The organism is Brevibacterium aurantiacum, from assembly GCF_007558825.1.
Lineage (GTDB): Bacteria > Actinomycetota > Actinomycetes > Actinomycetales > Brevibacteriaceae > Brevibacterium > Brevibacterium aurantiacum_A.
Map to the genome: position 1 here is coordinate 409689 of NZ_VLTK01000002.1, position 25190 is coordinate 434878.

Sequence of the window (25190 nt, forward strand, 5' to 3'; positions counted from 1 at the left end):
TGGCATGCCTGAATCCAGCGCCGAAACCCCGAACGCCGACCCGATGAGAGTCGCCTTGGCCGATGACTCGGTGCTGCTGCGCGAAGGGGTGCGCAGCCTGCTCGAAGACGAGGGCATCGCGGTTGTGGCCTCTGTCGATGACGGGCAGCAGCTCCTCACTGCGGTCGCAGCTCATCGCCCGAACTTGGCGATCGTCGACGTCAGGATGCCGCCGACCCACACCACAGAAGGACTCGAAGCCGCGCTGGAGATCAAGCGCCGCTTCCCGGACATCGGAGTCCTCGTGCTCAGCCAATACGTTCTGCGCGAATACGCGACCGAGCTGCTGAGCACCGAGACTGTGGGAGTCGGCTACCTGCTGAAGAACCGGGTCACCGACATCGACCGCTTCCTCGAGTCCGTCAATCGGATAGCGGAGGGCGGAACCGTCATCGACCCCGAGGTTGTCCGGCAGCTGCTGAGCTCGTCCGAGAAACAGAACTCCCTGTCGGCGCTCACCTCTCGTGAGAACGAGGTCCTTCAGGCTATGGCTGAGGGACTGTCGAATCGCGGTATCGCCGAACGACTCTACGTGTCCATCAGTTCGGTGGAGAAGGCCATCAGCTCGATCTTCGACAAGTTCAGGCTGCACGCGGGGGAGACCACGAGCCGAAGGGTCGCAGCGGTTCTGCACTACCTCGATCAGTCCTGAGCCGACGGAGAGCAACCAGGTGACTCACGACCTCGAGAGCGCGAGCATCGTGAAGGGGCAGGTTCTCAGAGTTCGGAACGGGCACGGGCACCGATGCGCAGATTGAGGTCTTCGAGCTCGGCCAGCACATCGCCGGCACCCCAGATCTGATTGCGCTTGCGACTGGTCAGACCGCGCAGGACCCCGGCTTCCATCAGTGCGGAGACCGCCCTGCTCGCCGAGGAGCTGGACAGTTTCAATGAGTCCTCAATGTCGTCGATCGTGAACACCGGGTCCGATGCGAGGTAGGTCAGGATCCTGGCTGCGGCGCTGTTCTCACGTGGATGGCCGAGAAGATCGGCCCACTCGTCAGGCAGTCGGGCCAGCCGATGCGCGGTCAGCTGAGCTTCCTCCGCCGCGATCACCGATGACGTCGACCACAGCGATATGACCGGTCCGGCGTCGCCGGAGTGATAGGAATTCAGAGCGGCGAAGTAGCGGTCTCGAACCTCGACCAAGGCAGCAGCCAGGGGAACGGTGATCCCTGTCGTGACGCCGCGTGAGTGGAGGATCCTAGCCGCCAAGGCTCGTCCGATCCGACCGTTGCCGTCGGTGAAGGGGTGGATCGCTTCGAACTGCGAATGGGCGACGGCCGCCTGCGCGATCGTGGGAATGTCAACGCGGCGGGCGAAGGCCAGCAGATCGTCCATGAGCTCAGGGACGAGCTCCGGGGGAGGGGGAACGTAGAGCGCACCTCGGGGCGAATGATCGGAGCCGCCGATCCAGTTCTGCATCGGCCGATGCCGGCCCGCCAGATGAGCCTCTCCGGCATCGTCCTTGAGCAGCAGCCGATGGGCGCGAGAGACCGCATCGGCACTGATCGCTCCCGATGTCAGCAGATCCAACGCACCCGTTGCAGCGGCCATCGCAGTTGCCGAAGAATTGGACTTCGCACCGTGGAGGGCACGGACGAAGTCGTCGATGGGCGCCTCCTCGGCTTCGATCTTCGATGAGGCGATCGATTCGCTGCGCAGCAGCAGATAGGACAGTGGGATCAGAGTGCGACCGTGCTCGGCATCGAGCCGGGAGATCGCGCGGACCGCGGTTTCTGAGCGTGCGGCGAGCTCGGAGGGCAGGCGCAGGTCGACCGAGCCGATGCGGGACGGAATCGAGACGGACACTTCGGCGAATTTCCTGTCGTCGATCGTGCCGCCGCGGAACTCCTGGCGCCACGGTCTGGTCTCTGCCCGGGCTGCGGGCACGGGAACGGCAGAATCGGGCACGGGGTCGGCAGAGTCGGACATGGGAATAGTCTAGACGATACGCCCACATGAAGAAATAAATGGGAATATCTCTTATGGTGATCCCAGTTCCAGGGAGCACGCCCGTCTCGCTACACTCACAGCTCAGGGATGCCGAGGATACTGGGAGCGCCAGAGGTTCACAGTGCTCGCAGGCGACTCGAACCCGACGAGATTCAGTGTCGACGATGAGGAGAACGATGAAACGGCAGCTGCCCGACATGAAGGAACTCGCCCTTCTCCTGCAGTTCAGTCTGCCCAGGCTCGACAGGGTGGGTGCTCGACTCGACTCCGCTGCCGATGTCTGGGACCTGCGTCGCATTGCGAAGCGGGTCACCCCCACGGCACCCTTCGACTACGTCGACGGCGGCGCGCTCGATGAGCACACACTGCGTAAGAACCGTCAGATCTTCGCCGACGTCGAACTCCTCCCACGGATCCTGCACGGAGTCGACGCCCCGAACACATCGACGACGATCGCCGGTCAGCACACAGCACTGCCATTCGGCATCGCCCCGACAGGCTACACACGGATGATGCACTCCGAAGGTGAGATCGGGGGAGTCCGCGCTGCGACAAAGGCAGGCATTCCCTTCTCGCTGTCAACGATGGGCACACGGTCCATCGAAGAGGTCGCCCAGGCGGCACCGGGATCCACTCGTTGGTTCCAGCTCTATCTGTGGAAGGACCGTGAGCGCAGTCTCGACCTGCTTCAGCGAGCCCAAGCCAGCGGGTACGAGACCCTGCTCGTCACAGTCGACACTCCGATCACCGGCCAGCGCCTGCGAGATAACCGCAATGGGCTCTCGATCCCACCGAAGCTGACCCTGAAGACGATTCTCGATGCCTCCTACCGGCCCGGCTGGTGGTTCAACTTCCTCACCACCGAACCGCCGAAATATGCCTCCTTGTCGAACACCTCGCAGTCCTTGGCCGAGATGACGCGGACCATGTTCGATCCGACACTTGACCTCGATGACCTCAGGTGGATCCGTTCGCAGTGGAAGGGCAAGCTCTTCGTCAAGGGAGTCCTCACCGCCGAAGACGCCGACAGGGCCCGGTCCATCGGCGCCGACGGCCTGGTCGTGTCCAACCACGGCGGGCGCCAACTCGATCGTGCACCTGACTCCCTGACCGCGCTGGCGGAGGTGCGAGCGGCCGTCGGCGAGGACATGGAACTCATCCTCGACTCCGGAATCATGTCAGGCACCGACGTCGTGGCCGCTCTGTGTGCCGGGGCGGACTTCGTGCTCGTCGGCCGGGCCTACCTCTACGGACTGATGGCCGGCGGGCAGCGCGGCGTGGAGAAGGCCATCGACCTGATCCGGGCAGAGATACTGACTGCCATGGGCCTGATGGGCGCCCGGAACATCTCCGACCTCGGACCGCAGCTGGCCAGGGGGCTGCCAACCTCTGCCACTGCGAACCGCGACATCTGAATGTGGTAAGAATGGCCGGGGCCCGAACGGGACACCGGTCGCACGACAGTCAAGGGACACGATGAACGAAACAGCCGCCTCGGCGAGGGAGAACCGCGAACTCAAACGGGGGCTGAAGTCACGTCACCTGCAGATGATCGCCATCGGCGGTGCCATCGGCACCGGACTCTTCCTCGGCTCCGGCGGCACGATCTCCCAGGCCGGACCCGGTGGTGCACTCCTGGCCTATGCTGCGATCGGCATCATGGTCCTCTTCGTCATGCAGTCCCTGGGCGAGATGTCGACGCACCTGCCCGTGGCCGGATCGTTCCACACCTACGGCTCGAAGTACGTCAGCCCCTCGTTCGGATTCGCCATGGGGTGGAACTACTGGTTCAACTGGGCGATCACGCTCGCCGCGGAGCTCGTCGCAGCCGGAGTCATCATGTCCTTCTGGCTGCCGGACGTGCCGTCCTGGGTCTGGGCCGCGATCTTCCTCGCCCTGCTCACCGGGCTCAACTTCCTCTCGGCCAAGGCATTCGGGGAAGGTGAATTCTGGTTCGCAGCCATCAAGGTCACCGCTGTTCTCGCGTTCCTCCTTCTCGGGGTGCTCATGATCGCAGGCATCATCGGCGGCGAATCTCCGGGGATGAGCAACTGGACGGCAGGAGAAGCTCCATTCGTGGGTGGCTGGGTCTCGATCATCAGCGTGTTCATGATCGCCGGCTTCTCCTTCCAGGGCACGGAGCTCGTCGGTGTGACCGCAGGCGAGTCAGCCAACCCGCGCCGCGATATGCCCCGGGCCATCCGCACCGTGTTCTGGCGCATCATGCTCTTCTACATCGGCGCAATCATCATCATCGGCTTCCTCCTGCCCTATTCGGACCCCTCGCTGCTGGCCTCCGCCAACAACGAGGACGTCACGGCCTCGCCCTTCACTCTTGTCTTCGAGCGCGCCGGCATCGCCGTGGCCGCATCCGTGATGAACGCCGTCATCCTCACCGCAATCCTCTCAGCCGGCAACTCCGGTCTCTACGCCTCGACCCGCATGCTCTATGCAATGGCCAAAGAGGGGACCGCGCCGAGGCTGTTCGCCCGACTCAACGAACGCGGAGTTCCCGTCATGGCACTCCTGGCCACCGCGGTCATCGGTCTGTTCGGATTCCTCTCCGAGGTGATGGGTGACGGTGGGGCCTACACGTGGCTGATCAACGTCTCCGGGCTCTCCGGGTTCATCGTCTGGGTCGGGATCGCCTGGTGTCACTTCCGGTTCCGCCGTGCCTACGTTCAGCAGGGCCGAGATCTTGCGGACCTGCCGTATCGGGCTCCGCTGTTCCCCATCGGACCGATCATCGCACTGGTCATGCTGGTCATCGTCATCATCGGCCAGAACGTCCAAGCAATCGTCGAGGGACGGGTCCTCGAAGTTGCCTCCGCCTACATCGGACTGCCCGCTTTCCTGCTGCTGTGGCTCATCCACCGACTGGTCACTGGACGTCGCTCACGCACGGTGGGTCTGGGGGAGATGGACGTCGACGGACTGTCGATCACACCGCAAACTGGGCCAGCATGACCCTGCGCGGATCGAAATGATCCCGTAGGGAACGCAACCGTGTCAGATCGTCGGGCTCGAACGCTGACGTGATCTCTTCGGCGGTCAAGGACCGGAAGGTGAAATTGAGCGAGCGGCCCAGGGGCGCGTCGCCTGTCCCGGGTGCACCCAGCTCGCTGGCAATGGTGAGGTGATGGGCTAGTGGAGTCTCCTCGAACTCGTTCAAGGGCGACAATAGCGAAAACAGCCAAGTGGCATCGCGATGTCCGAGGGCGTTTGCAATCTCGGGTGCTTCGGCCATGGCGCCACCGAGCAGGCGCAGACCGATGACGGTGAAGCAGGGAACCCGGTCCGGGGAACTCGCTGCAATGAGGTTCGCTGTCGTCTGCTCGCCGAGCTCGGGCAGGAAGAATGCGTCACTGCCGTATGAATGGGGCTCATCAGGTTCGGCAAATATCTCGCCGGTCCTCGCGAAGGGCACGACATCAATGCTCGAGGCGAATTCTGCCCCGGCAGCCACCAGTGCCCTCTCCAGGAGTGCCACCTGCGCTCGACCGAGTTCAGTCTCGCCCGACCATGCGATCTGAATCCGCAATTGATGGATTCCGCGCAGGAAGGCAGGCAGGTCAGCGGCAGTGGTCGGAGCCGAGTAGATGGCAGCGGCAGTCATCATGTCCCGACCTTGCCTCAGCGCCCATTCCCGCCACACCTGGCCGGCCTGGGGAGATGCTCGCAGGTCGATCTCGATGGAGCCACCGAGCACCTCTGCAATGGGGAAGACCCTCATCGTCAAAGAGGTCACGATGCCGAAATTCGAACCTGCCCCGCGCAGTGCCCAGAACAACTCCGGGTTCTCCTGCGCGGATGCCATCCTGATCTCGCCATCCGGGGTGACGATTTCGGCGCTGAGAACATTGTCGGCAGCGAACCCGTACTTTCGTGACAGAAGGCCAACGCCGCCGCTCAGGCTGTACCCGGCAATGCCGACGCCGGGGAAGCTTCCCGACAACGGGGCCAGCCCATGGGGCGCGGCGGCTGCCATCACTTCCGAGAATCGGGCTCCGGCTCCGGCGGTCACTGTGCGTGCCGAGGGGTCGATGGCGACATCATTCATTCTCGAGGTGTCGATGAGTGTCCCCGAACGCATCCCCGAAGTTCGGCCGTGTCCGGTCGACTGCACGGCGATCCGCGGTGAACGAGAGCTCAGCTCGGAGCGTACGGCAGCAGCCACTTCGGTAGCGGTCAGGGGGCTGACGATGTGGTTGGGGGAGTGCGGATGGTCGAGTTGGAATCCTGTGATCGAGGTCATGCCTTCACAGTAGAATCCATTGTGGCCCGAACGTGACCACAATAGAATTGATCTGTGACCAGTCGAACTCCGAGCAGCGAAATGCCAGGCAGGCTGCTGCGCCTCCTCTCGCTCCTCCAGTCGCGAGGTTGGTGGCAGGCCGGGGAGCTGAGCGAACGCTTGGGTGTGCAGCCTCGTACTCTGCGCAGAGACATCGAGAGGTTGAAGTCTCTCGACTATCCGGTTCGCAGTCGGACCGGCCGTGATGGGGGATACAACCTGGGGGAGTCGTCGAATCTGCCACCCCTGCAATTCGATGACGAGGAAGCCGTGGCGATTGCAGTGAGTCTGTCGACCGCCAGTCGTCAGGTGCGCGGACAATCCGTTTCGGACGGTGTGCGGGTGGCGACCGACAGTGCGAGGATCAAGCTCGAACGAATGCTGCCCGCGCGCCTCCGCCGTCGATATCACCGACTGGTCCAATCGATTGAGGCCGGACCTGACCCCGACGTCGATGGCGCGGCCATGCTTCCGGATACCGATGTGCTGCTCGAACTCTCCGATGCGTGCGCTGATCATCAGGCGTTGTCATTCATTCACGTCAAGCGCGACGGTGCCCGCACCCTGCGGCGCGTGAGACCGCACAAACTCGTTACGATGTCAGGGTATTGGTATCTGGTCGCCTTCGACTCCGATCGCCGCGATTGGCGGTCGTTCCGAGTCGAACGCATCAGTTCGGTCAAGTACAGACACGAACGTTTTGAGCCTCAAGTGCTCGACGCCTTCTCCTTTGTGGCCCGGTCCTTCGCCGAGGCGCACTATCGATTCAACGCCACCGTGACTTTCGAGATCTCCGCCCAGCGGCTGAGGTCGAAATACCACGGCACCATCTTCGGGGTCGTGAAGGAACTGGCATGCCAGCGCTGCGAGGTGAGTCTCAGCGCCGATTCGCTCGATCTCATCGTCGAGTACCTGTGTGCATTGCTGAGCGTTGATGCCGATTTCGACATTGCCGCCGACCACGAAGTGCTCAATCGGCTCCAAACCATTCGTGCGCGACTGGGAACTGTGGGTTAAGCTAGGCTCGCCTAACTACCTAAGAAGGAACTCATGCGCCGAATTCTCGCTCCACTGATTGCCTCTGTCCTTGTGCTCGCCGGCTGCGGCGGTGGGGGAGACACTGGTGACACGACCTCCGGCATCAGCGTCGACACCAAATTCGGCTCCGTCGAGGTCCCGAAGGACCCTCAGAAGGTCGTGGCGCTGGGATGGGGCGATGCGGAAACCGCGCTGGCGCTCGACGTGCAGCCGGTCGGCGCCTCCGACTGGGTGGAGTTCGGCGGCAAAGGCGTCGGCCCCTGGGCCGAGGACCTCTATGACCAGGCCCCGGAGATCATCGCGACGATGGAGCCAGACTACGAGAAGATCGCGGCGCTCGAGCCCGACCTCATCCTCGACACGAAGAGCTCCGGTGAACAGGAACGCTATGACCGTCTCTCGGAGATCGCTCCGACTGTGGGTGCGCCCGAAGGCGGCGACAACTACCTGACCACGATGGACCAGCAGGTCGACCTGGTGTCCCAGTCCCTGGGCAAAGAGGACGAGGGGCAGGAGCTCCTCGCGGACCTCGACAAGGAGTTCGGGGCCGCTCGTGAGGCCCATCCGGAGTTCGACGGGAAGTCCGTGAGCGTGGCCGCGAAGACCTCCGAGGGCTGGGGAGCCTACGTCGAAGGGTCGGAGCGGGTCCAGTTCATGGAAAATCTCGGGTTCAAGCAGTCGGAGAAGGTCGCGGCCCTCAAACCCTCGGGCTTCACCGCCACGGTGTCGGAGGAGAAGCTCGACGATCTCGACGCGGACCTGCTCGTTGCCTTCCCGATCTACATCCCCGATTCCGAAGTCACCGACGACCCCGGCTTCAAGCGCATCCCGGCAGTCGAGGACGGGCACAGTCTGGTGCTGACTGAGGATCTCAACGACGTCCGGCAGGCATTTGCGTTGAACTCGGTCCTCTCCGCGTCATATGCGGCAGAGAAGATGCCCGAGCTCGTCGCGGATGCTCTGAAGTAGCAGCCACACTCAAGCAGCTATCGCACACACAAAGCCGTCACGCTTCCTCACACTGCGGCACGCCACGCGTCAAGACCGATGTCGATGATGCGGGCGTGCCGCACGTCTGCCAGAGAGTCGATGGCCAGCCATTCGGCGCGGTCCGTGGTGCCGTCGACCTCGAGAGTCCCCAGCATGCCTCCGGTGATGTCGGCCTCATAGACGACGCGGACTCCCTTGAACGGACGCGAGACCGATCTGCGGCGTGCGGAATTGCTGCGATTCTCAGTGAAGGTGTGTGTCGTCAGCGGACGGATCAGTTCGGCGTCGAAGCCCGTCTCCTCCTTGATCTCCCGGATCGTGCCTGCCTCGATGCTCTCGTGGAACTCGATTCCACCGCCGGGCAGAGTCCACAGCGCATGGGCTGGTTCGCTGCCGCCGTTGAACCAGCTGAGAAGGATTTCCCGGTCCTGGTTGACGATCACCGCGTACCCGGCCAGTCGTGTGTCGTAATCGGAGAAGTGCATGGACTCAGCCTACCTGTGAGTATCTCTTCCCATGCCGCAGCCCGGTGAATAGGCTGATCAGATGACTGAAGGACCGAAAGACCCGAACGAGCACATCGTCGCCACCCGCACGATCGACGCCCCTGCCCATACGATCTTCACCGTGCTTGCAGATCCGGCTCGGCACCGGGACACCGAACCCACGGACTGGGTGCGAGACGCCATCGATCCGACCCCGATCACGGCCACCGGCCAGATCTTTTCCATGAATATGCACTTCGATGGAGCCAACGGTGACTACCGGATGGACAACACCGTGACAACGTTCGAACCTGATCACGCGATCGCTTGGGATCCCGGTCAAGCCGATGAGAGCGGTCACGTGGCCCCCGGTGGCTGGCGCTGGCGCTACGACCTCGAAGAGAAGGACACCGGCACCGAGGTGAAACTGACCTACGACTGGTCACGCACAACACAAGAGATCCGAGATGCATTCGGCGGCTTCCCCGTCGTCAGCCCCGACTATCTCGACCGGTCGCTGCAGGCCTTGGAGCAGGCGGCTTTTGAGCACAGATGACCTGGTGAGACCTGCCGGGTAGGCTGGAAGCGTGACTGATATCGCCAGCAGACTCATCGGCAGCACCGGTGAGCGCATCGTGTTCCTCCACGGACTCTTCGGCCGCGGCAAGAACTTCACCTCCATCGCCAAAGGCCTCGAGTCCGACTACTCGAGCCTCCTCGTCGACCTGCCCAACCACGGTGATTCGAATTGGACCGAGGACTTCAGCTACGTGGGCATGGCCGACTCCGTGGCCGCGATGATCACCGAGGTGACCGATCCCGATGATCTGCCGGTGCACCTGGTCGGTCATTCCCTGGGCGGCAAGGTCGCCATGATCCTGGCCCTGCGCCACCCGGAACTCATCGACCACCTCGTCGTCGTCGACATCGCTCCCACGGCAGGCGGGTCCCTCGGCGTCTTCGAACATCTGCTCTCGAGCCTCGCCGAACTCGATCTCAACGAGATCGAGTCGCGCACCGCTGCGGATGAAGCCCTGCAGGAGAAGATCCCAGAGGACACGATCAGGGGATTCCTCCTGCAGAACCTGCGCCCCACCTCGGCGGGGTACGCCTGGCAACCCAACCTCACCCTGCTCAATGAGAGCCTGCCCGCGATCGGAGACTTCCCCGAGATGGGGGAGGCGACCTTCGACGGTCCGATGCTCTGGATTGCCGGTGAGACATCGGACTACGTCTCCCGCGAGGATCTGCCCCTCATGCGCTCCCTCTTCCCCCGCACGACCCTGCTCACCGTCAAGGGATCAGGCCACTGGGTCCACTCAGAGAAGCCGCAGACGTTCATCTCGTCCCTGCAGGCATTCCTCGCACGCAGGTGACGCCGCAAGCTCACCTGGTGTGCCCCGATCTCATCTGCAACACCCCGGGATCGGAGCACCCTTGCTAAGGAATATGCTGGTGGGCAGTGGCGTTGAGCCACACAGAGGTCCAAAGAGCCACACCATCACAATCTTCACGAGGAGGAACGAGTGAGCACAGCGAGCCCGGCCGATACCACGGCCAAATTCGCCGAGTACGCAGACGGATCACGACTGGTCAGCACCGAATGGGTGGCCGAGCATGCCGGTGAACCCGGACTGGTTATCGTCGAAAGCGACGAGGACGTCCTGCTCTACGAGACCGGGCACATCCCCGGCGCGGTGAAGGTCGACTGGCACACCGAACTCAACGACACCGTGACACGTGACTACGTCGACGGTGAAGGCTTTGCCGCCCTCATGTCCGCGAAGGGCATCTCACGCGAGGACACGATCGTCTTCTACGGCGACAAATCCAACTGGTGGGCCGCCTACGCTCTGTGGGTCTTCTCGCTGTTCGGACACGTTGACGTCCGACTCATGGATGGCGGCCGTTCCAAGTGGCAGGCCGAGGAACGCGAACTGTCCACCGAGAAGCCGCGCCGGGAACCGACCGAATACCCGGTCATCGACCGTGACGACTCAACTCTGCGTGCCTTCCTGCCCGAGGTCAGAGACAGCCTGGGCACGCGTCCCCTCATCGATGTGCGCAGCCCCGAGGAATACAGCGGAGAGCGCACCCATATGCCCGCTTACCCCGAAGAGGGCGCACTGCGCGGAGGACACATCCCCACTGCAGCGTCGGTGCCATGGGCGAAGGCCGCAAACGAAGACGGCACCTTCAAATCAGCCGAGGAGCTCAAGGCCATCTACGCCGACGAAGCCGGGCTCGGCACCGCCGATGAAGTCATCGCCTACTGCCGCATCGGCGAGCGTTCCAGCCACACCTGGTTCGTGCTTCAGCATCTGCTGGGCTACAGCAACGTCCGCAACTACGACGGTTCCTGGACCGAATGGGGCAATGTCGTCGGCGTTCCCATCGTCACCGGGTCAGAGGCCGGCGAGGTGCCCAGCCGCTGATGACTGCCGACACAGACGTCGCGATGGCCGACAATTCCGATCTGCCGGAGAGCTTGGTCGAGATCGTCGAGGACTTCGCCGAGACCGAATCCGGTGATCGGCTGCAGCTGCTGCTCGAATTCGCCTCGGAGCTGCCTGAGCTGCCGCAGCGCTACACCGATCATCCCGAACTGCTCGAGCCGGTGCCCGAATGCCAGTCTCCGATCTTCCTCGTCACCGAGGTCGAGAACCCCGAACAGGGCGATGACGCTATCGTGAAGCTTCATTTCTCTGCGCCCCCTGAGGCGCCGACGACCCGTGGCTTCGCCGGGATCCTCCACGAAGGTCTCAATGGCCAGACCGCCGAGGTGGTCCTGTCCATTCCGTCCGACCTGCCTCTGCGGCTGTCGATGACGGAGATCGTGAGCCCGTTGCGACTGCGGGGGATGAGCGGGATGCTGTCTCGGATTCAACGTCAGACGTCCGAGAGGATCGGCAAGATCACAGGTCAGTGATCGGAAAATTGTTTGGACGAGCCGAAGTTATCGACTAGATTGTGGTTAGCCTGCCCTTAATTAGTCGATGCTAAGGAACCCTCCGATGACCGGTCTCGCCACCACCGCCTCGGCGAATCCGTCTGAGGCGAACGGTCAGAAGGCGAACCGGGCGCTGAAGGTCAAAAGGACCGTCGGCCTCGTCGTCGCGATTCTGGCGTTGATCGTCGTGGTGCTGGCATCGCTGGCCATCGGTACCCGGGACATGCCGATCTCGGAGGTTCTCGGAGCGTTCTTCAACCCCAGCGGCAGCGATGACCAGCTGGTCGTCCTCGAACTGCGCTACCCGCGGACCGTGCTCGGCATCCTCGTCGGCATGGGGCTGGGATTGGCCGGCGGGCTCATCCAGGCGCTGACCCGCAACCCTCTTGCCGATCCGGGCATCCTCGGCGTCAACGCCGGGGCCTCCTTCGCAGTGGCCGTCGGCATCGGGTTCTTCGGAATCACGTCGATCAACGGCTACATCTGGTTCGCCTTCCTCGGTGCCCTCTTGGCCACGACCGGCGTGTACATCATCGGTTCCTCGGGCAGGAACCACAGCGTCGATCCGATCCGCCTGACCTTGGCCGGAGTCGCGGTCGCCGCAGTGCTGACCGGGCTGACCAAGGGAATCCTGCTCACGAACGAACGAGCCTTCGACGCCTTCCGCGCCTGGGACGTCGGAGCCATCGCCGGCCGCGGGTTCGACACGGTCTCCGCAGTCGCCCCATTCATCATCGTCGGCATCGTACTCGCCTTGTTCTTGGCCCACTCGCTCAACGCGGTGGCACTCGGCGACGATCTGGCCGCCAGCCTCGGCACCTCGGTCAACCGCACCCGCATCATCACCATTCTCGCCGTCACCCTCCTCGCAGGCGGTGCCACCGCTGCCGCCGGGCCCATCGGCTTCATCGGACTCATGATTCCCCACATTGCCCGCTGGATCGTCGGCCCCGACCAGCGATGGATCTTAAGCTACTCCGTCATCCTCTCGCCCATCCTGCTCCTCGTCTCCGATGTGCTCGGACGCGTGGTGATGAAACCGGGCGAACTCCAGGTCGGTGTCGTCACCGCCTTCGTCGGCGCACCGGTGCTCATCGCTCTCGTTCGCAGAAAGAAGGCGAGCGGACTGTGAAGACATCGAACTCATCGATCGGTGACGCCCCCGTACTCGTTCCAGGACACCGCGTTCTGCCGGGGGAGCGGATCAACTTCGGTCGCCCCATGCTGCGAGCCTTCGGCTTCCGCATCGATCTGCGCGTCGTCGTCACAGCCGGCAGCGTCATTCTCCTGGCCCTGGGCTGTGGATTCCTGGGGCTGCTGCTCGGCGAGTTCTCATTGACACCCGGCGAAGTCTTCCAGGGGCTGTTCGGCCAGGCCGACAGGCGCATCGTCAACACCGTCGTCGCCGAATGGCGGGCACCGCGCATCATCGCCGGAATCGTCCTCGGCGCCGGTCTGGGCATCTCTGGCGCGGTGTTCCAATCACTGACCCGCAATCCGCTGGGCAGCCCCGACATCATCGGCTTCTCCACCGGTGCATACACCGGCGGCATCGTCACCATCATCGTCTTCGGCTCCAGCTTCATCTCCACAGCCTTCGGCGCGATCATCGGTGGGCTGCTCACCGCCATCGTGGTCTACCTTCTGACCTGGAAGGGCGGCGTCCAAGGCTTCCGACTCATCATCGTCGGCATCGCCCTGACCGCTATGCTCAACGCCTTCAACACCTGGCTGATCATGCGCGCTGACCTCGACCTCGCCATGGCCGCAGCCACGTGGGGTGCTGGAACACTCAACGGCATGGGCTGGTCGACCCTGCTTCCGGCCGCCATCGGCACGGTGCTGTTGGGGCTGGGCTGCGGGCTCTTCTCACGTGGTCTGGGAACCTTGGAGCTCGGTGATGACACCGCCAAGGCGCTCGGCGTGCGCAATGAACCGGTCCGCGCTGGTCTCATTCTGGTGGCCGTGGCCCTCGTCGCCGTCGTCACCGCCGCCGCGGGACCGATAGCCTTCGTCGCACTGGCCGCCCCGCAGATCGGGCGCAGAATCGCGAAGTCCCAGGGCACCAGCCTGCTCTCAGCTGCGGCAGTCGGAGCGCTTCTGCTCGTCGCTGCGGACCTCATCGCCCAACACGCCCTGGGTGAGACCCAACTTCCCGTCGGAGTCGTCACCGTGTGCATCGGCGGCATCTACCTGATCTGGCTCCTCATCCAAGAAGCTCGGAAGGCACAATGAGCATCACACCTGATACGACTGATACGACGCCGGACACGACCGACACGACGTCGACGGACACAGCAGCTTCGGCCCCGGCTCCGCTGGCAGCCCGCGATCTCGATCTCGCCTACGACCAGCGGCACGTCATCGCCGACCTCGACGTGGAGATCGCACCGGGCAAGTTCACCGTCATCGTCGGCCCCAACGCCTGCGGCAAGTCGACCCTGCTGCGGGCACTGGCCAGGCTGATGGCTCCGACGAAGGGCACGGTGCTTCTCGACGGCGGAAACATCGCCAAGCTGAAGACGAAGCAGATCGCCAAGCGCTTGGGGCTCCTCCCACAGACCTCGATCGCACCCGACGGCATCACTGTGGCAGAGCTCGTGGCTCGCGGACGTCACCCGCATCAGTCGTTCCTCAAGCAGTGGACCGAACAGGATGAGGTCGCCGTGCTGACAGCACTGCGTGCAACGAATACAGAAGAACTCTCCTCCCGCCAGGTCGACGAGCTCTCCGGGGGCCAGCGGCAACGGGTCTGGGTCGCGATGGTCCTGGCCCAGGAGACGCCGCTGATGCTCCTCGACGAGCCCACGACGTTCCTTGATCTGGCCTTCCAGATCGACCTTCTCGACCTGTTCGCTCAACTGAATCACGAACACGGCCACACCTTTGTCGCCGTCCTCCATGACCTCAACCAGGCCTGCCGCTACGCCGATGAGATCATCGCGATGAAGAACGGCACGATCGTGGCCCAGGGCGCACCAGCAGAGATCATCACGACAGAGCTCGTTCACCAGGTCTTCGGCATCGACTGCACCGTCGTCGATGATCCTGTCACCGGTGCACCCATGATCGTTCCCGGCAAACCGAAGAAGACCTTCGCAGACCGCTGAGCCGCAACACCTGTCGAAGCCGCTGTCCGACACACGCTCGGTCCGACCGAAAGTTCGTCGAGGTTGACCTCACGGCCTCTGCCTATGGGGCAAGTTCAGCCTCTCGCGACTGGCTCATCAACGACAGCGGCTTTCAGGACGTGCTGAGGAAAGACGTGCTGAGGAAATAGGACTCAGCTTTCGAACGGACCTTTGCTCTGTCCCGGTGCGTAGTTCGGCTTAGGGCCTGCTCCGTGATCGGGCGTTGAGGACGTGTCCGCGATCGAGGATGGGTCTGCTGAGTCATCTGCAGGAGCCTTCTCAACAGGCATCTCGTCGTCCTTCTGGACAGTGTCGGTGTCCTTGCCGTTCTTGTTCCCCGACTTGAGCAAAGCGGTGAAGCCGATGGCGATACCGGCCACGATTCCTCCCCAGACGGCGCCGAGGATGAGTGAGAAGAACGTGTTGACCAACCACCCGAGAATTCCGCCGACTCCGGCGATCGCGGCCACTGGCTCCTCGAGGTGGTGGACGAAATCGTAGAGGGCATGGAATCCGAGCTCGTCTGTGCCGACGAGGATGATATGTCCGCCGACCCACAGCATGGCGAAGGTGCCGATGACTGACAGGCCACCGAGGAGCTTGGGCATCGCCTTGACGAGGAACCGGCCGAACTTCTGCGTGCTCGCCTTCTCCTTCTGTGCCATGTGCAGGCCGATGTCGTCCATCTTGACGATGAGGGCCACAGAACCGTAGACACCGACGGTGATCGCCAGGGCCACGACGACGAGGATGATGGCTCGAGGGAGCAGGTCCTCGCTGGCCACCTCGTTGAGGGCGATGACCATGATTTCGCAGCTGAGCACGAAGTCAGTGGTGATGGCCGAACGCACGATCTTCTTCTCGGCGTCGCCGTCACCCTTCTTACCGTGCTTGGATTCCTTCTTCGGCTCTTCATGGTGCTCGACCCACCCGAACTTCTCGAAGATCTTCTCCGCACCCTCGAAGCACAGGTAGGTACCGCCCACCATCAGTAGGGGAGTCAGCAGCCAGGGGAGGAATTCGCTGAGCAGCAGGATGATCGGCAGGATGATGAGCATCTTGTTGATCAGCGAACCGAAGGCGATGCGCTTGATGATCGGCAGTTCCCGTTTAGGATTGACCCCTTCAACGAATTTCGGAGTCACCGCAGCATCGTCGACGACTACGCCGGCGGCCTTCATTCCCGCCCGGGATGCACCTGCTGCGACATCGTCGAGGCTCGCTGCCGAGAGTTTGACGAGTGCCGCTACGTCATCGAGGAGTGCGAACAGACCGCCGGCCATTTAACGTCCTTCGTCGGGTTCGTCTGAAGCGGCGACTCGAGTCATCGCGCCGAGGTGGTTGCCTTTTTGGTCGAAGACATTGAGTTGGTCGCCGTCGGCTTCGACCCGTCGGGCGCGAGCCACCCATGTCTCCATTCCCTGCATCGCGCGTTGGGTCGTGAGGAACGATTCGACCTTCGCGCCGGAACCATCGCTGGTCCACGTCGTTGAAATACGATTGGCGCCATCGCTGCCGCTCAGGGAGCCGTCAGCTGCAATATCCAGAAACGCTGACGACCCTGGCTTCGAGCTGATCCACTTACCATTGACTGAATTGGTCATTTGTCCTCTTTCTCCAGTCCTCCGACGACCTTCCCGCTGGCGTCGGCGATCTTCATGACGTTGCCTTCGACAGTTGCCGACGATGCTTTGGACAACCACGTGTCCACGCCGGCACATGCTTTCTGGGTCGTGGTGAATGAGGAGATGAGGATTTTGTCCCCATCGACTTCCCACGTTGTCTTGATTGCATTGCAGCCATCGGTTCCCTCTACCTGTCCGTCGTCGGAGAACTCGAGATACGGATCTCCGGCTTCAGGAGAGGTCCATTTTCCGGAGGGATCAAGGGCCCCAGAGTCGGCCGAATCCGAGGGTGTGTTGGATTCTGTGGGTGCGGAGCTGGTCGGTTCGCTGGGATCGGAGCCTGTCCCGCACGCGGCAAGGGGCAGGATGAGGCCGAGAACAGCAACTCCGATCACACGTCTGAACGCAGCTGAAGGTCTGTTGTCAGTGAGGTTGAGCATGCACCGATCATAACGGCCAGCTTTGAGCGCATCATGGAGAATATGGCGAGTTGGGTGTCAATTCAGGTTTTGTAAGTTGTGTTCACCATCAACACGCATGGTGCTTGCGTCTCATCGTTGCCAAACCGTAATCTTTCATGTGGTTGAAAGACTGTTCTCAGAAACGTCCGCGCGATTGTTGAGCTGCGGGTCGAAGAGGGCACAGGCAAACGCAACAGTGAATCCGATCAAGGGAACCAAAGAGTATGCAGAAGAAACTCGTGCAGAGTTCGCTGGCACTGACCGCCGCAGCGGCGCTCGGTCTCGGCAGTGCGTTCGTCGCATCCCCTGCCATGGCCGACAACGCCCCGCAGAAGCTGGATGTGCAGAACGACGCGCAGGTGCAGAAGGCACTGTCCGGCCTTTCGGGCGTCAACGCCTACGGTGAGGCCGACGGCCAGCTCAACCTCGGCGTTGAGAAGAAGACCGACGAAATCAAGGACCTTGAGAAGAAGTTCAACAACATCAACGTTGTGGACGGCATCAAGGAACTGAAGCCTTACGCAAAGAAGGACCTCGTCGGCGGCGCCGGCTACCTGGCCAACTCGCCTGCAGGCAACGGCGTTTGCTCCACCGGATTCTCCGGCTGGGACGGCGAGGGCAACCCCGTCGTGCTGACCGCAGGACACTGCTCGAAGGTCATCGAAAGCACCGGCGAGATCAACGGCGACACCAAGGTCGGCGACACTGAGAAGCCTTCAATCGCAGAAGCCAATGGCGGCGAAGGATTCCAGCCTTCCGGAATCGGCACCGTGGGCGAGTGGGGCTACCACAGCTACGGCAGCGGCGACCTGCTTGAGGGGCCCAGCGATGACTGGACCGAGCCGAAGCCCACCGACATTGACTTCGCCGTCATCAACGTTGACGAGGAAAAGTACAACGTTAAGAACGGCGTCACCGACTGGACGAGCGCAGACTCCGACGATCTGTCGACGAGCCTCGCCACAGACATCACCGGCGTTGGTGCACACGAAGAGACCACCGTTGAGAAGTCGGGCCGTACGACCGGTCTGACCGAAGGCGACGTCATTCCGTTCGAAGAGTACCCATTTGAGTACTCGAACGTGGGCGGACGTTGGGTTCACGGCTTCGGTGTGACTTCACCAGAGTCCGATCCGTTCTCGCAGCCGGGTGACTCCGGTGGCGCCGTCTTCCAGGGCGACACTGCAGTCGGCGTCATCTCCGGTGGCGGACCTGCAGCTGATGGTTCCCAGTTCGGTTGGGTGGCCGACCTCGACTACTCGCTCGAGCAGTCCGGTGTCGACTTCCAGGTCGAGAAGCCAGGCGAAGAGACACCTGAGGCTCCAGCAGCCCCAGAGGTCAAGGACCAGACGATCGAGCCCAACGGCGACGTTAAGGGCAAGGCCGCGGCCGGTGCCGAGGTCAAGCTCGACTGGGCGCCCGCCAAGGGCACCCAGGCCGCCAAAGAAGGTTCCGAAACAGTGAAGGCCGACGAAGACGGCAACTTCACAGTTGAAGGTCCTGAGGCTGCAGGCGACTACGACTACACCGCTGTTGCTACGGTTGACGGACAGGAATCCAAGCCTGCCGAATTCCAGGTCACAGTTGAAGAGGAAGAGACCGAGACTCCTGCTCCAGTCGAGCGCGAGATCAACGTTGACCCCAAGGAAATCGTCGCTTCTGACTTCGTGAAGGAAGACAAAGGCGTGACAGTCACGGTCAAGGGCTTCGACGAGGGCGAGAAGGTGACACTGAAAGTCGCTTCCGGTCCTGAGAACGTCGAAGGCATCACTCTCGATGAGACCGCGAATGAGAACGGTGCAGCTGCCTTCTCGATCTACGGCACAAGCGAAGCCGACCCTTCGGTCTACCTCGGCAAGTACGACGTGAACGTTACCGGAGCCAACGACACCGATGAAGAGAAGGCTCTTGCCGGTTCCTTCAACGTTGTCGAAGATGAAGAAGGCAACGGCGGCGGAAACGACGGCGGCGATGACGGCAACAAGGATGACGACGGCAATGGTGACGGTGGATCTGATCTGCCTCGCACCGGCGCTGAACTGACCGGCCTTGCTGCCGGTGCCGGACTCCTCGTTGTTGGTGGAGCTGCAGTTGTTCTGACGATGCGTCGGAACAAGAAGAACTGATTATGACTCACACGGTCAGCACATGATCGTCTGAGAGTTCACTCGAGCGCCCCCGGTCTGCGGACCGGGGGCGCTCTTGTGTCTGTGACCAAACCGAGGAATTTCTGGGAAGAACGAGCCGCTCAGTGGCTCAGCAAGTCATTTCAGCAACATCTGTTGTTTCGTTCATTTAGTTCACAGTTTGTGGTCTACTTTCTTGGTAGTCGCTGTATGCAGGTCGTAACCTTATCGTGACCAAGGTCATCAAGCTGTGATATTGCAAGCTCCTGATAAGAGAAACGGAAACGTATGCAGAAGAAATTCGTGCAGAGTTCGCTGGCACTGACCGCCGCGGCGGCGCTCGGTCTCGGCAGTGCGTTCGTCGCGTCCCCTGCGCTGGCCGACAGCCCGCAGAAACTGGATGTGCAGAACGAGAAGCAGGTTCAGAGGGCTCTGAACAGCGTCGGAGGCGTCAACGCCTATGGCGTGCGAGGTACTGAGCTGAACATCGGAGTCGCCGAACCTGAGTCGGACGGAGCCCAAGCGTTCGCCGACAAGTACGAGAATGTCAATATTCTCGAGGCTGCTGGAGACATCAAACCCCATGCGAACAACGACGTTGTCGGTGGAACCGGATACCTCTCGGACATTCCAAGTCAACCCGGTTATTCTGGTTCCTGCTCCACCGGAATTGCCGGCTGGGACGCCTCGGGTAATCAGATTATTCTGACAGCAGGTCACTGCGCTGAGGATATCGACAAGGACAGCAATGAAACCACCGGCAAGGTGGTGCTCAAGGACACTGAAAAGCCCTCAAGCGCTCCCGCCAATGGTGGAGAACGGGGTTACGAGCCCAAGGGAATTGGACCGCTCGGCGACTGGGGTTACACCAAGTTCGGCAGCGACGTTCTGGAAGCGCCAACTCCCGGCGAAGAACCCAATTGGCCCGAGCCAAAGTCAGATGACATTGACTTTGCTGTGATCAATGTCGACGAATCTAAGTACAATGTTAAGAATGGCGTCGCCGATTGGTCAAAGGAGGCGGCTGACGCTGACGACCTTTCGACTAGCGTTTCAGCCATCAAGGGCGTAGGCGCTCACACTGAAGGCACCGTCTCGAAGTCCGGACGTACGACTGGGCTGACTGAGGGTGACGTTTTTGGTGAATACAACGAACAGTTTGATTTCCAGAGCGTCGGTGGCCGGTGGGTTCACGGTTTCGCTGTGCTTTCAGAGCAGTCTGATCCGTTCTCGCAGCCAGGTGACTCCGGTGGAGGCGTGTTCCAGGGGGACACTGCAGTTGGTGTGATCTCCGGTGGCGGTCCTTACGAGGGCCAGCAGCTCGGCTGGGTTGCCGACCTCGACTACTCGCTTGAGACCTCTGGCGTCGACTTCCAGCTGACTGATCCGAACGAAGAGCCTCCAGGCGACGACGATGCGAACGCAGACGCTGGTGCTGACGCGAAGGATGCTGACGCTGACGCAGGTGCCGATGCGAAGGATGCTGACGCTGACGCAGGTGCCGACGCGAAGGATGCCGACGCTGACGCAGGTGCCGAAGGTGACGACGCAAACGCCGACGCCGATGGCTCGGACACTCCTGAAGCCCCGAAGGTTGGAGATCAGACCGTCGAAGAAGGCGGACAGATCACGGGTAAGACTGAGGCCAATGCCAAGGTCAAGCTGGACTGGAAGCCAGCTTCTGCCACCGGTGAACAGTCCGCTGTCAAGGCTCAGGCCGAAGCACAGGATTCGGTTACCGTCACAGCTGATGCCGAGGGCAATTTCACGGCAGAAGCTCCTTCAGAGGCCGGTACGTACACCTACACCGCTACCGCCACCACTGACGCAGGAACTTCGGATCCAACCGAGTTCACCGTCACCGTGGAAGAAGCTGCAGACGAAGCAGATGCCGCTGCTGCTGCCGATGGCGACAACGCAGACGCTGACTCTGCCTCTGAAGGCGACGACGCTAACGCTGACTCCGCCGCCGATGGCGCGGAAGCAGACGCTGGTGCAGCTGCAGACGCTAAGAATGCAGAATCCAACGCTGATTCCGACGGATCGAAGGACGGCGAGGCTCCGGCCGAGCGCAAGATCTCCATCGAGCCTAAGGAAGTTGCTGCCTCTGACTTCGTGAAGAAGGACAAGGGCGTGCAGATCACGGTCGAGGGCTTCGAAGAGGGCGAAAACGTCTCTCTCGAGGTCGTTGCCGGTCCAGAGAACGTTGAGGGCATCACTCTCGACGAGACCGCGAACGAGGACGGCGTCGCCGCCTTCTCGATCTACGGAACCAACGCATCCGATCCTTCGGCCTACCTGGGCAAGTACGACGTGCAGGTGACCGGAGCAAATGACACGGATGATGAGAAGGCACTTGCCGGCTCGTTCAGCGTTGTTGCCGACGAAGACGGCAACGGCGGCGGAAGCGACGACGGTGACGGTGGAGACGGTGGATCCGATCTGCCTCGCACCGGTGCTGAACTGACCGGCCTCGCTGCCGGTGCCGGACTCCTCGTTGTTGGTGGAGCTGCAGTCGTTCTGACTATGCGTCGGAACAAGAAGAACTGAACATAGCTCACTCGATCAGCCAATGATCGTCTGAGAGTTCATAAGAGTGCCCCTGGTCTTCCGATCAGGGGCACTCTTTCCATGCTCAGAACTACGGTGTAAAGGTTACGCATAGCGATATTGTCATCGCGAGTATTGTCGTCGAGCCGCACTATGCCGAGGTTGCCCAACTGTTCATGGTGGAGCCAGAAAGTGTCGTAGTCATCACTGCGAAGAGTACTCGAATCAATGCGCTCTTCGACCCCGGCAGCAGTCCATGGCAGCGGGCGAACGTGGGAGGGAAAATCATTGTTGGTGAAGCAATCGATGAGTCCGGAACGATCGGCACCGTTGGGATCGAGGCGTGACAAGGTTATGCTCATGGTTACCAGGCTGACCGGATGCACGATGACGGGGGAGTGGGAGCGTTGAGCCTCGATGATGACCCATTCGACTACCGGATCACGAAATCGGGCATGCTCATCATTGCGCGCAACGGTCGAACCGTGATGGAGCTTGGCGGCAAGAAGGCGTCTGCATTGATACCCAAGCTTGGTGCCAGCGACGAGTCCGACCAGCAGCTGCTTGCGCGTGTCACCGGGAACTACCGCCGCGGCAATGAACGACAGGTCAACAAACGGCACTGACCGGACGATTGTTCAGTCCTTGGTAATGTGTGTCACATGAGTCAAAAGAATCCGGGTGAATCTCCCCTGGGCGAGTTCGCCTCCGCCATTGCAGTCAAACGCGAGTCGGACACCAGCTTCAGCGCTGAGCTCGACGGAGAGTGGAGTGTCGCCGGCGCGGTCAACGGAGGATATCTCCTCAGCATCGTCGCGCAGGCACTGCGGAACAACAGCCCGAAGGCTCCTGACTCATTGGTGCTCTCGACCTATTACCTGGGCCCGAGCCAGGGTGGCCGAGCCGACATCGCGACGCGACTCATCCGCGAGGGCCGATCCAGTGCCACCTTCGCCGTCGATCTGTCCCAGAATGACGCACCGACGATCACCGCCCTGGCGACGATGGGCAACCTCGCTGCTCTGCCCGACGACGTCGCGACCACAGCTAGCCCGCCAGAGCTGCCGGACCCGGATCAGTGCATCAGAGTCGCCGAGGCGCCCGGAGACTTCATCAAGTCAGCTCCTTTAGTCAAACGCTACGATATGAGACTCGATCCAGAGACCGCCGGCTTCGCAGCTGGTCGACCCAGTGGCCGCGGTCTGCTCCAGGGTTGGATCCGCTTGGCTGACGGAGCCGAACCAGACTCACTGGCGCTATTGGCATTCCTTGATGCGTTCCCACCGGTGATGTTCGATCTGGGCCGCTTCAACTGGGCTCCGACCATGGAGCTCACGGCCCATCTGCGTGCCGTTCCAGCACCAGGCTGGATCAGAGCGAAGCTGTACACGCGCAATATCGCCGGCGGCATGTTCGAAGAGGATTGTGAGCTCTGGGACTCCGCTGGCCGATTGGTCGCACAGTCCCGGCAACTGGCACGACAGCCGCGAGGTTGAGAGCTGAAGTATGTCGGGAGTCCCGCGCCGAGTCAGAGCCTGCGTCTAGAGTGTGAGGTCAAATAGACATCATTATGAAAGGACCACCAGCCATGGCGTCACTGTCCTCGCTGAGCATCACCTTCGACTGCAAAGACGTCGAGGCCCAGTCGGTGTTCTGGGCCGAACTTCTCAACGCCGAACTCGATGACGGCGCGAACGAATTCGTCGCCAGCATCGGCGGCGTCCACAGTGGCGAATCGACGACTCCCGGCATGCTCTTTCTCAAGGTCAAGGAACGCGGCGAGGGAAAGAACCCCCTGCACATCGATCTCGATGACCCGAACTATCCCGCCGATGTCGACCGTGCGGTGGCATTGGGGGCCGAGAAGGTTGCCTCATTTGCCGAGTTCGGCATCGAATGGACCACGCTGAAAGACCCCGAAGGAAATGTCTTCGACATCGGGCGGAAGGCACCGAATGAAGAAGGTGAAATATGACCATGAGCCCGTCACCAACAGACCCGACCGCAGCGCCGAACGAGCGTCAGGGGTTGGAAGAGTTCCTCGACTACTATCGTGCGGTGCTGCGTAGAAAGGTCGAAGGACTGGCCTCGGCTGACCTCAACCGTCATGTCGGTGCATCGCCGCTGACCCTGGGCGGCATCATCAAGCACCTCAGCTTGGTCGAAGAACAATGGTTCGTCGAGGATATCCTGGACCAGGAACTGTCTGAACCGTGGGCGAGCATTGACTGGAAAGCCGATCCTGACTGGGACTTCGAGAGCGCAGCCGAGGACACGCCCGACTACCTGCTGAGGCTGCATGCCAAGGCCTGTGAACAGTCGCGGGAGATCCTCGCCGGCATCGATGACTTGGATACCTTCGTGGCACACGAGCGGTCCTCTGGAGATCGATTCAACGTGCGGTGGGTGCTCATCCATATGATCGAGGAATACGCTCGACACGTAGGCCACGCCGATCTCATCCGCGAAAGCATCGATGGAGCCACCGGCGACTAGGACGCCACGACGGTGACATAGAGCCTATTGTTGGCACCGGAGAGTGTGAGTCTCGTAGGCTGAAGGAACTATGACTAACTCCAGCTCCGAGGCGGCCGCTTCCGTGAAGACCACCCGTTCCAAAGCTCTGATTCCCCTCGATCTGCTCCGCGGTTTCCTGATCGGCTCTGCCGAGCTCGTCCCTGGGGTCTCCGGCGGAACGATTGCACTCGTGACCGGAGTCTACGACCAGCTCATCGACTCGGCTGCCCATGTGGTCAGGGCGGCGAAGACTGTGATCACCGGCCCTGACCGTTGGAGCGGCGCCGTCGCAGAACTGCGCCGCACAGACTGGTTCCTCGTGATCCCGGTCCTCCTAGGCATGGCGACAGCAGTCCTCAGCATCGCTGGAGTGATGGAAGGCTTTGTCACAGCCAACCCAGAACTTGCCAGGGGCCTGTTCTTCGGACTCGTCGCGGCCAGCATCTCCGTCCCATTGCGGATGCTGCCGGCGCGCAGCGGGCAACCTCTGCTGTTGGGTATCCTCGTCTTTCTCGCCGCTGCAGCTCTCGCCTTCTGGATGACCGGACTGGCCGGTGGATCCGACGTCGAGAACCCTCCACTCATTGCGGTCTTCTTTGTCGCCTCAATCGCCATCTGCGCTCTGGTCGTCCCCGGCGTATCCGGATCGTTCTTCCTCCTCGCAGTCGGCCTCTACGCCACCACGCTGCGCGCAGTCAACGATCGCGACCTCGCCTACATCGCTGTATTCGGACTCGGCGCGATCCTCGGCCTGGCACTGTTCGTCAACATCCTGCGCTATTTGCTGCACAATCACCGCTGGTGGACTCTGGTCGCGATGGCTGGCCTGATGCTCGGCTCTTTGAGAGCCTTGTGGCCGTGGCAATCCGATGCAGAAGCCGGAGGTCTGCTCGCGCCCTTCGACCCGATCGGTGCCCCGATCATTCTCGCCGTCATCGGTGCGGCAATCGTGGTTGTCCTCATCGTCATCGAGTCGATGTTCGAGTCAAGGACTGCCAAGGACAACTTCGTCGAACAGTAGAGACAAC

At 61.9% G+C, this 25190-nt stretch carries 26 protein-coding genes; 19 read left to right on the top strand and 7 right to left on the bottom strand.

Features of this window, described 5'->3' with window-relative positions; genetic code table 11:
* The first annotated feature begins 4 nt into the window (after nucleotides 1-4).
* Nucleotides 5-691, top strand: coding sequence for a response regulator transcription factor (locus FO013_RS04335; RefSeq protein WP_260847989.1), 687 nt, complete (start codon nucleotides 5-7; stop codon nucleotides 689-691).
* Nucleotides 692-756: 65 nt separating this feature from the next.
* Here FO013_RS04335 and FO013_RS04340 read toward each other — a convergent pair whose 3' ends face one another.
* Nucleotides 757-1974 (bottom strand): Fic family protein, encoded by a 1218-nt coding sequence (locus FO013_RS04340; protein WP_143921322.1) that lies wholly within the window; start codon nucleotides 1972-1974, stop codon nucleotides 757-759.
* Nucleotides 1975-2171: 197 nt separating this feature from the next.
* Here FO013_RS04340 and FO013_RS04345 point away from each other — a divergent pair, with 197 nt between their 5' ends.
* Nucleotides 2172-3410: an alpha-hydroxy acid oxidase gene (locus FO013_RS04345; RefSeq protein WP_143921323.1), complete on the top strand. Its 1239-nt coding sequence runs from the start codon at nucleotides 2172-2174 to the stop codon at nucleotides 3408-3410.
* Between the two features lie 61 nt (nucleotides 3411-3471).
* Complete coding sequence (locus tag FO013_RS04350) at nucleotides 3472-4962, top strand: amino acid permease (protein WP_143921324.1); 1491 nt, start codon at nucleotides 3472-3474, stop codon at nucleotides 4960-4962.
* Here FO013_RS04350 and FO013_RS04355 read toward each other — a convergent pair.
* A complete protein-coding gene (locus FO013_RS04355) occupies nucleotides 4937-6250 on the bottom strand; it encodes an FAD-binding oxidoreductase (RefSeq protein WP_143921325.1) in 1314 nt (437 codons plus the stop codon). The genes FO013_RS04350 and FO013_RS04355 overlap by 26 nt on opposite strands.
* 54 nt (nucleotides 6251-6304) lie before the next feature.
* On the opposite strand from FO013_RS04355, the gene FO013_RS04360 reads away from it, so the two are divergent.
* Together FO013_RS04360 and FO013_RS04365 are read left to right on the top strand one after the other, a co-directional pair.
* A complete protein-coding gene (locus tag FO013_RS04360) occupies nucleotides 6305-7306 on the top strand; it encodes a helix-turn-helix transcriptional regulator (protein ID WP_143921326.1) in 1002 nt (333 codons plus the stop codon).
* A gap of 33 nt (nucleotides 7307-7339) precedes the next feature.
* Nucleotides 7340-8296, top strand: coding sequence for an iron-siderophore ABC transporter substrate-binding protein (locus FO013_RS04365; protein ID WP_143921327.1), 957 nt, complete (start codon nucleotides 7340-7342; stop codon nucleotides 8294-8296).
* 47 nt (nucleotides 8297-8343) lie between these two features.
* Here FO013_RS04365 and FO013_RS04370 read toward each other — a convergent pair whose 3' ends face one another.
* A complete protein-coding gene (locus FO013_RS04370; RefSeq protein ID WP_143921328.1) occupies nucleotides 8344-8802 on the bottom strand; it encodes an NUDIX hydrolase in 459 nt (152 codons plus the stop codon).
* Nucleotides 8803-8863: 61 nt separating this feature from the next.
* Between FO013_RS04370 and FO013_RS04375 the strand changes: the two genes are divergently transcribed.
* The 7 genes from FO013_RS04375 (at nucleotide 8864) to FO013_RS04405 (ending at nucleotide 14862) form a co-directional block, all read left to right on the top strand.
* Complete coding sequence (locus tag FO013_RS04375; protein WP_143921329.1) at nucleotides 8864-9358, top strand: SRPBCC domain-containing protein; 495 nt, start codon at nucleotides 8864-8866, stop codon at nucleotides 9356-9358.
* 31 nt (nucleotides 9359-9389) lie between these two features.
* Nucleotides 9390-10178 carry an alpha/beta fold hydrolase gene (locus tag FO013_RS04380; RefSeq protein WP_143921330.1) on the top strand — a complete coding sequence of 263 codons (789 nt, stop codon included), beginning with the start codon at nucleotides 9390-9392 and terminating at the stop codon, nucleotides 10176-10178.
* Between the two features lie 150 nt (nucleotides 10179-10328).
* Nucleotides 10329-11237, top strand: a complete 909-nt coding sequence (locus FO013_RS04385) for a sulfurtransferase (protein ID WP_143921331.1) — start codon at nucleotides 10329-10331, stop codon at nucleotides 11235-11237.
* Nucleotides 11237-11731 carry a SufE family protein gene (locus FO013_RS04390; RefSeq protein WP_143921332.1) on the top strand — a complete coding sequence of 165 codons (495 nt, stop codon included), beginning with the start codon at nucleotides 11237-11239 and terminating at the stop codon, nucleotides 11729-11731. Before FO013_RS04385 ends, FO013_RS04390 begins: the two co-directional genes overlap by 1 nt.
* An 85-nt stretch (nucleotides 11732-11816) precedes the next feature.
* On the top strand, nucleotides 11817-12884 hold the full coding sequence (locus FO013_RS04395) for an iron chelate uptake ABC transporter family permease subunit (protein ID WP_186292982.1): 1068 nt from the start codon (nucleotides 11817-11819) through the stop codon (nucleotides 12882-12884).
* Complete coding sequence (locus FO013_RS04400; protein ID WP_143921333.1) at nucleotides 12881-13987, top strand: FecCD family ABC transporter permease; 1107 nt, start codon at nucleotides 12881-12883, stop codon at nucleotides 13985-13987. Before FO013_RS04395 ends, FO013_RS04400 begins: the two co-directional genes overlap by 4 nt.
* Complete coding sequence (locus FO013_RS04405; protein ID WP_143921334.1) at nucleotides 13984-14862, top strand: ABC transporter ATP-binding protein; 879 nt, start codon at nucleotides 13984-13986, stop codon at nucleotides 14860-14862. Before FO013_RS04400 ends, FO013_RS04405 begins: the two co-directional genes overlap by 4 nt.
* 173 nt (nucleotides 14863-15035) lie before the next feature.
* On the opposite strand, the gene FO013_RS04410 is transcribed toward FO013_RS04405, so the two are convergent.
* From FO013_RS04410 to FO013_RS04420, 3 genes are read right to left on the bottom strand one after another with little or no spacing between them, the layout of a single operon-like run.
* Complete coding sequence (locus FO013_RS04410) at nucleotides 15036-16166, bottom strand: DUF808 domain-containing protein (protein WP_260847990.1); 1131 nt, start codon at nucleotides 16164-16166, stop codon at nucleotides 15036-15038.
* Nucleotides 16167-16487, bottom strand: a complete 321-nt coding sequence (locus FO013_RS04415; protein WP_143921335.1) for an META domain-containing protein — start codon at nucleotides 16485-16487, stop codon at nucleotides 16167-16169.
* Nucleotides 16484-16948: an META domain-containing protein gene (locus FO013_RS04420; RefSeq protein WP_143921336.1), complete on the bottom strand. Its 465-nt coding sequence runs from the start codon at nucleotides 16946-16948 to the stop codon at nucleotides 16484-16486. Before FO013_RS04420 ends, FO013_RS04415 begins: the two co-directional genes overlap by 4 nt.
* A gap of 245 nt (nucleotides 16949-17193) precedes the next feature.
* On the opposite strand from FO013_RS04420, the gene FO013_RS04425 reads away from it, so the two are divergent.
* Together FO013_RS04425 and FO013_RS04430 are read left to right on the top strand one after the other, a co-directional pair.
* On the top strand, nucleotides 17194-19095 hold the full coding sequence (locus tag FO013_RS04425; RefSeq protein WP_143921337.1) for an LPXTG cell wall anchor domain-containing protein: 1902 nt from the start codon (nucleotides 17194-17196) through the stop codon (nucleotides 19093-19095).
* Between the two features lie 288 nt (nucleotides 19096-19383).
* Nucleotides 19384-21645 (top strand): LPXTG cell wall anchor domain-containing protein, encoded by a 2262-nt coding sequence (locus FO013_RS04430; protein ID WP_143921338.1) that lies wholly within the window; start codon nucleotides 19384-19386, stop codon nucleotides 21643-21645.
* Nucleotides 21646-21683: 38 nt separating this feature from the next.
* On the opposite strand, the gene FO013_RS04435 is transcribed toward FO013_RS04430, so the two are convergent.
* Complete coding sequence (locus tag FO013_RS04435; protein WP_143921339.1) at nucleotides 21684-22007, bottom strand: hypothetical protein; 324 nt, start codon at nucleotides 22005-22007, stop codon at nucleotides 21684-21686.
* A gap of 18 nt (nucleotides 22008-22025) precedes the next feature.
* On the opposite strand from FO013_RS04435, the gene FO013_RS04440 reads away from it, so the two are divergent.
* The 5 genes from FO013_RS04440 (at nucleotide 22026) to FO013_RS04460 (ending at nucleotide 25183) form a co-directional block, all read left to right on the top strand.
* Nucleotides 22026-22271, top strand: coding sequence for a hypothetical protein (locus FO013_RS04440; protein WP_260847991.1), 246 nt, complete (start codon nucleotides 22026-22028; stop codon nucleotides 22269-22271).
* A gap of 36 nt (nucleotides 22272-22307) precedes the next feature.
* Nucleotides 22308-23141: a thioesterase family protein gene (locus FO013_RS04445; protein ID WP_143921340.1), complete on the top strand. Its 834-nt coding sequence runs from the start codon at nucleotides 22308-22310 to the stop codon at nucleotides 23139-23141.
* Nucleotides 23142-23233: 92 nt separating this feature from the next.
* Nucleotides 23234-23620, top strand: a complete 387-nt coding sequence (locus FO013_RS04450; RefSeq protein ID WP_143921341.1) for a VOC family protein — start codon at nucleotides 23234-23236, stop codon at nucleotides 23618-23620.
* 2 nt (nucleotides 23621-23622) lie between these two features.
* Nucleotides 23623-24141 carry a DinB family protein gene (locus FO013_RS04455; RefSeq protein WP_260847992.1) on the top strand — a complete coding sequence of 173 codons (519 nt, stop codon included), beginning with the start codon at nucleotides 23623-23625 and terminating at the stop codon, nucleotides 24139-24141.
* Nucleotides 24142-24211: 70 nt separating this feature from the next.
* Nucleotides 24212-25183, top strand: coding sequence for a DUF368 domain-containing protein (locus tag FO013_RS04460; RefSeq protein WP_143921343.1), 972 nt, complete (start codon nucleotides 24212-24214; stop codon nucleotides 25181-25183).
* Nucleotides 25184-25190: the final 7 nt, after the last annotated feature.

Excerpts from the sequence above, each read along its gene's own strand:
- FO013_RS04335 (WP_260847989.1), top strand. The coding sequence starts at position 5 with ATGCCTGAATCCAGCGCCGAAACCCCGAACGCCGACCCGATGAGAGTC.
- FO013_RS04340 (WP_143921322.1), bottom strand. The coding sequence starts at position 1,974 with ATGTCCGACTCTGCCGACCCCGTGCCCGATTCTGCCGTTCCCGTGCCC.
- FO013_RS04345 (WP_143921323.1), top strand. The coding sequence starts at position 2,172 with ATGAAACGGCAGCTGCCCGACATGAAGGAACTCGCCCTTCTCCTGCAG.
- FO013_RS04350 (WP_143921324.1), top strand. The coding sequence starts at position 3,472 with ATGAACGAAACAGCCGCCTCGGCGAGGGAGAACCGCGAACTCAAACGG.
- FO013_RS04355 (WP_143921325.1), bottom strand. The coding sequence starts at position 6,250 with ATGACCTCGATCACAGGATTCCAACTCGACCATCCGCACTCCCCCAAC.
- FO013_RS04365 (WP_143921327.1), top strand. The coding sequence starts at position 7,340 with ATGCGCCGAATTCTCGCTCCACTGATTGCCTCTGTCCTTGTGCTCGCC.
- FO013_RS04370 (WP_143921328.1), bottom strand. The coding sequence starts at position 8,802 with ATGCACTTCTCCGATTACGACACACGACTGGCCGGGTACGCGGTGATC.
- FO013_RS04375 (WP_143921329.1), top strand. The coding sequence starts at position 8,864 with ATGACTGAAGGACCGAAAGACCCGAACGAGCACATCGTCGCCACCCGC.
- FO013_RS04390 (WP_143921332.1), top strand. The coding sequence starts at position 11,237 with ATGACTGCCGACACAGACGTCGCGATGGCCGACAATTCCGATCTGCCG.
- FO013_RS04395 (WP_186292982.1), top strand. The coding sequence starts at position 11,817 with ATGACCGGTCTCGCCACCACCGCCTCGGCGAATCCGTCTGAGGCGAAC.
- FO013_RS04405 (WP_143921334.1), top strand. The coding sequence starts at position 13,984 with ATGAGCATCACACCTGATACGACTGATACGACGCCGGACACGACCGAC.
- FO013_RS04410 (WP_260847990.1), bottom strand. The coding sequence starts at position 16,166 with ATGGCCGGCGGTCTGTTCGCACTCCTCGATGACGTAGCGGCACTCGTC.
- FO013_RS04415 (WP_143921335.1), bottom strand. The coding sequence starts at position 16,487 with ATGACCAATTCAGTCAATGGTAAGTGGATCAGCTCGAAGCCAGGGTCG.
- FO013_RS04420 (WP_143921336.1), bottom strand. The coding sequence starts at position 16,948 with ATGCTCAACCTCACTGACAACAGACCTTCAGCTGCGTTCAGACGTGTG.
- FO013_RS04425 (WP_143921337.1), top strand. The coding sequence starts at position 17,194 with ATGCAGAAGAAACTCGTGCAGAGTTCGCTGGCACTGACCGCCGCAGCG.
- FO013_RS04430 (WP_143921338.1), top strand. The coding sequence starts at position 19,384 with ATGCAGAAGAAATTCGTGCAGAGTTCGCTGGCACTGACCGCCGCGGCG.
- FO013_RS04435 (WP_143921339.1), bottom strand. The coding sequence starts at position 22,007 with ATGAGCATAACCTTGTCACGCCTCGATCCCAACGGTGCCGATCGTTCC.
- FO013_RS04440 (WP_260847991.1), top strand. The coding sequence starts at position 22,026 with ATGCACGATGACGGGGGAGTGGGAGCGTTGAGCCTCGATGATGACCCA.
- FO013_RS04445 (WP_143921340.1), top strand. The coding sequence starts at position 22,308 with ATGAGTCAAAAGAATCCGGGTGAATCTCCCCTGGGCGAGTTCGCCTCC.
- FO013_RS04450 (WP_143921341.1), top strand. The coding sequence starts at position 23,234 with ATGGCGTCACTGTCCTCGCTGAGCATCACCTTCGACTGCAAAGACGTC.
- FO013_RS04455 (WP_260847992.1), top strand. The coding sequence starts at position 23,623 with ATGAGCCCGTCACCAACAGACCCGACCGCAGCGCCGAACGAGCGTCAG.
- FO013_RS04460 (WP_143921343.1), top strand. The coding sequence starts at position 24,212 with ATGACTAACTCCAGCTCCGAGGCGGCCGCTTCCGTGAAGACCACCCGT.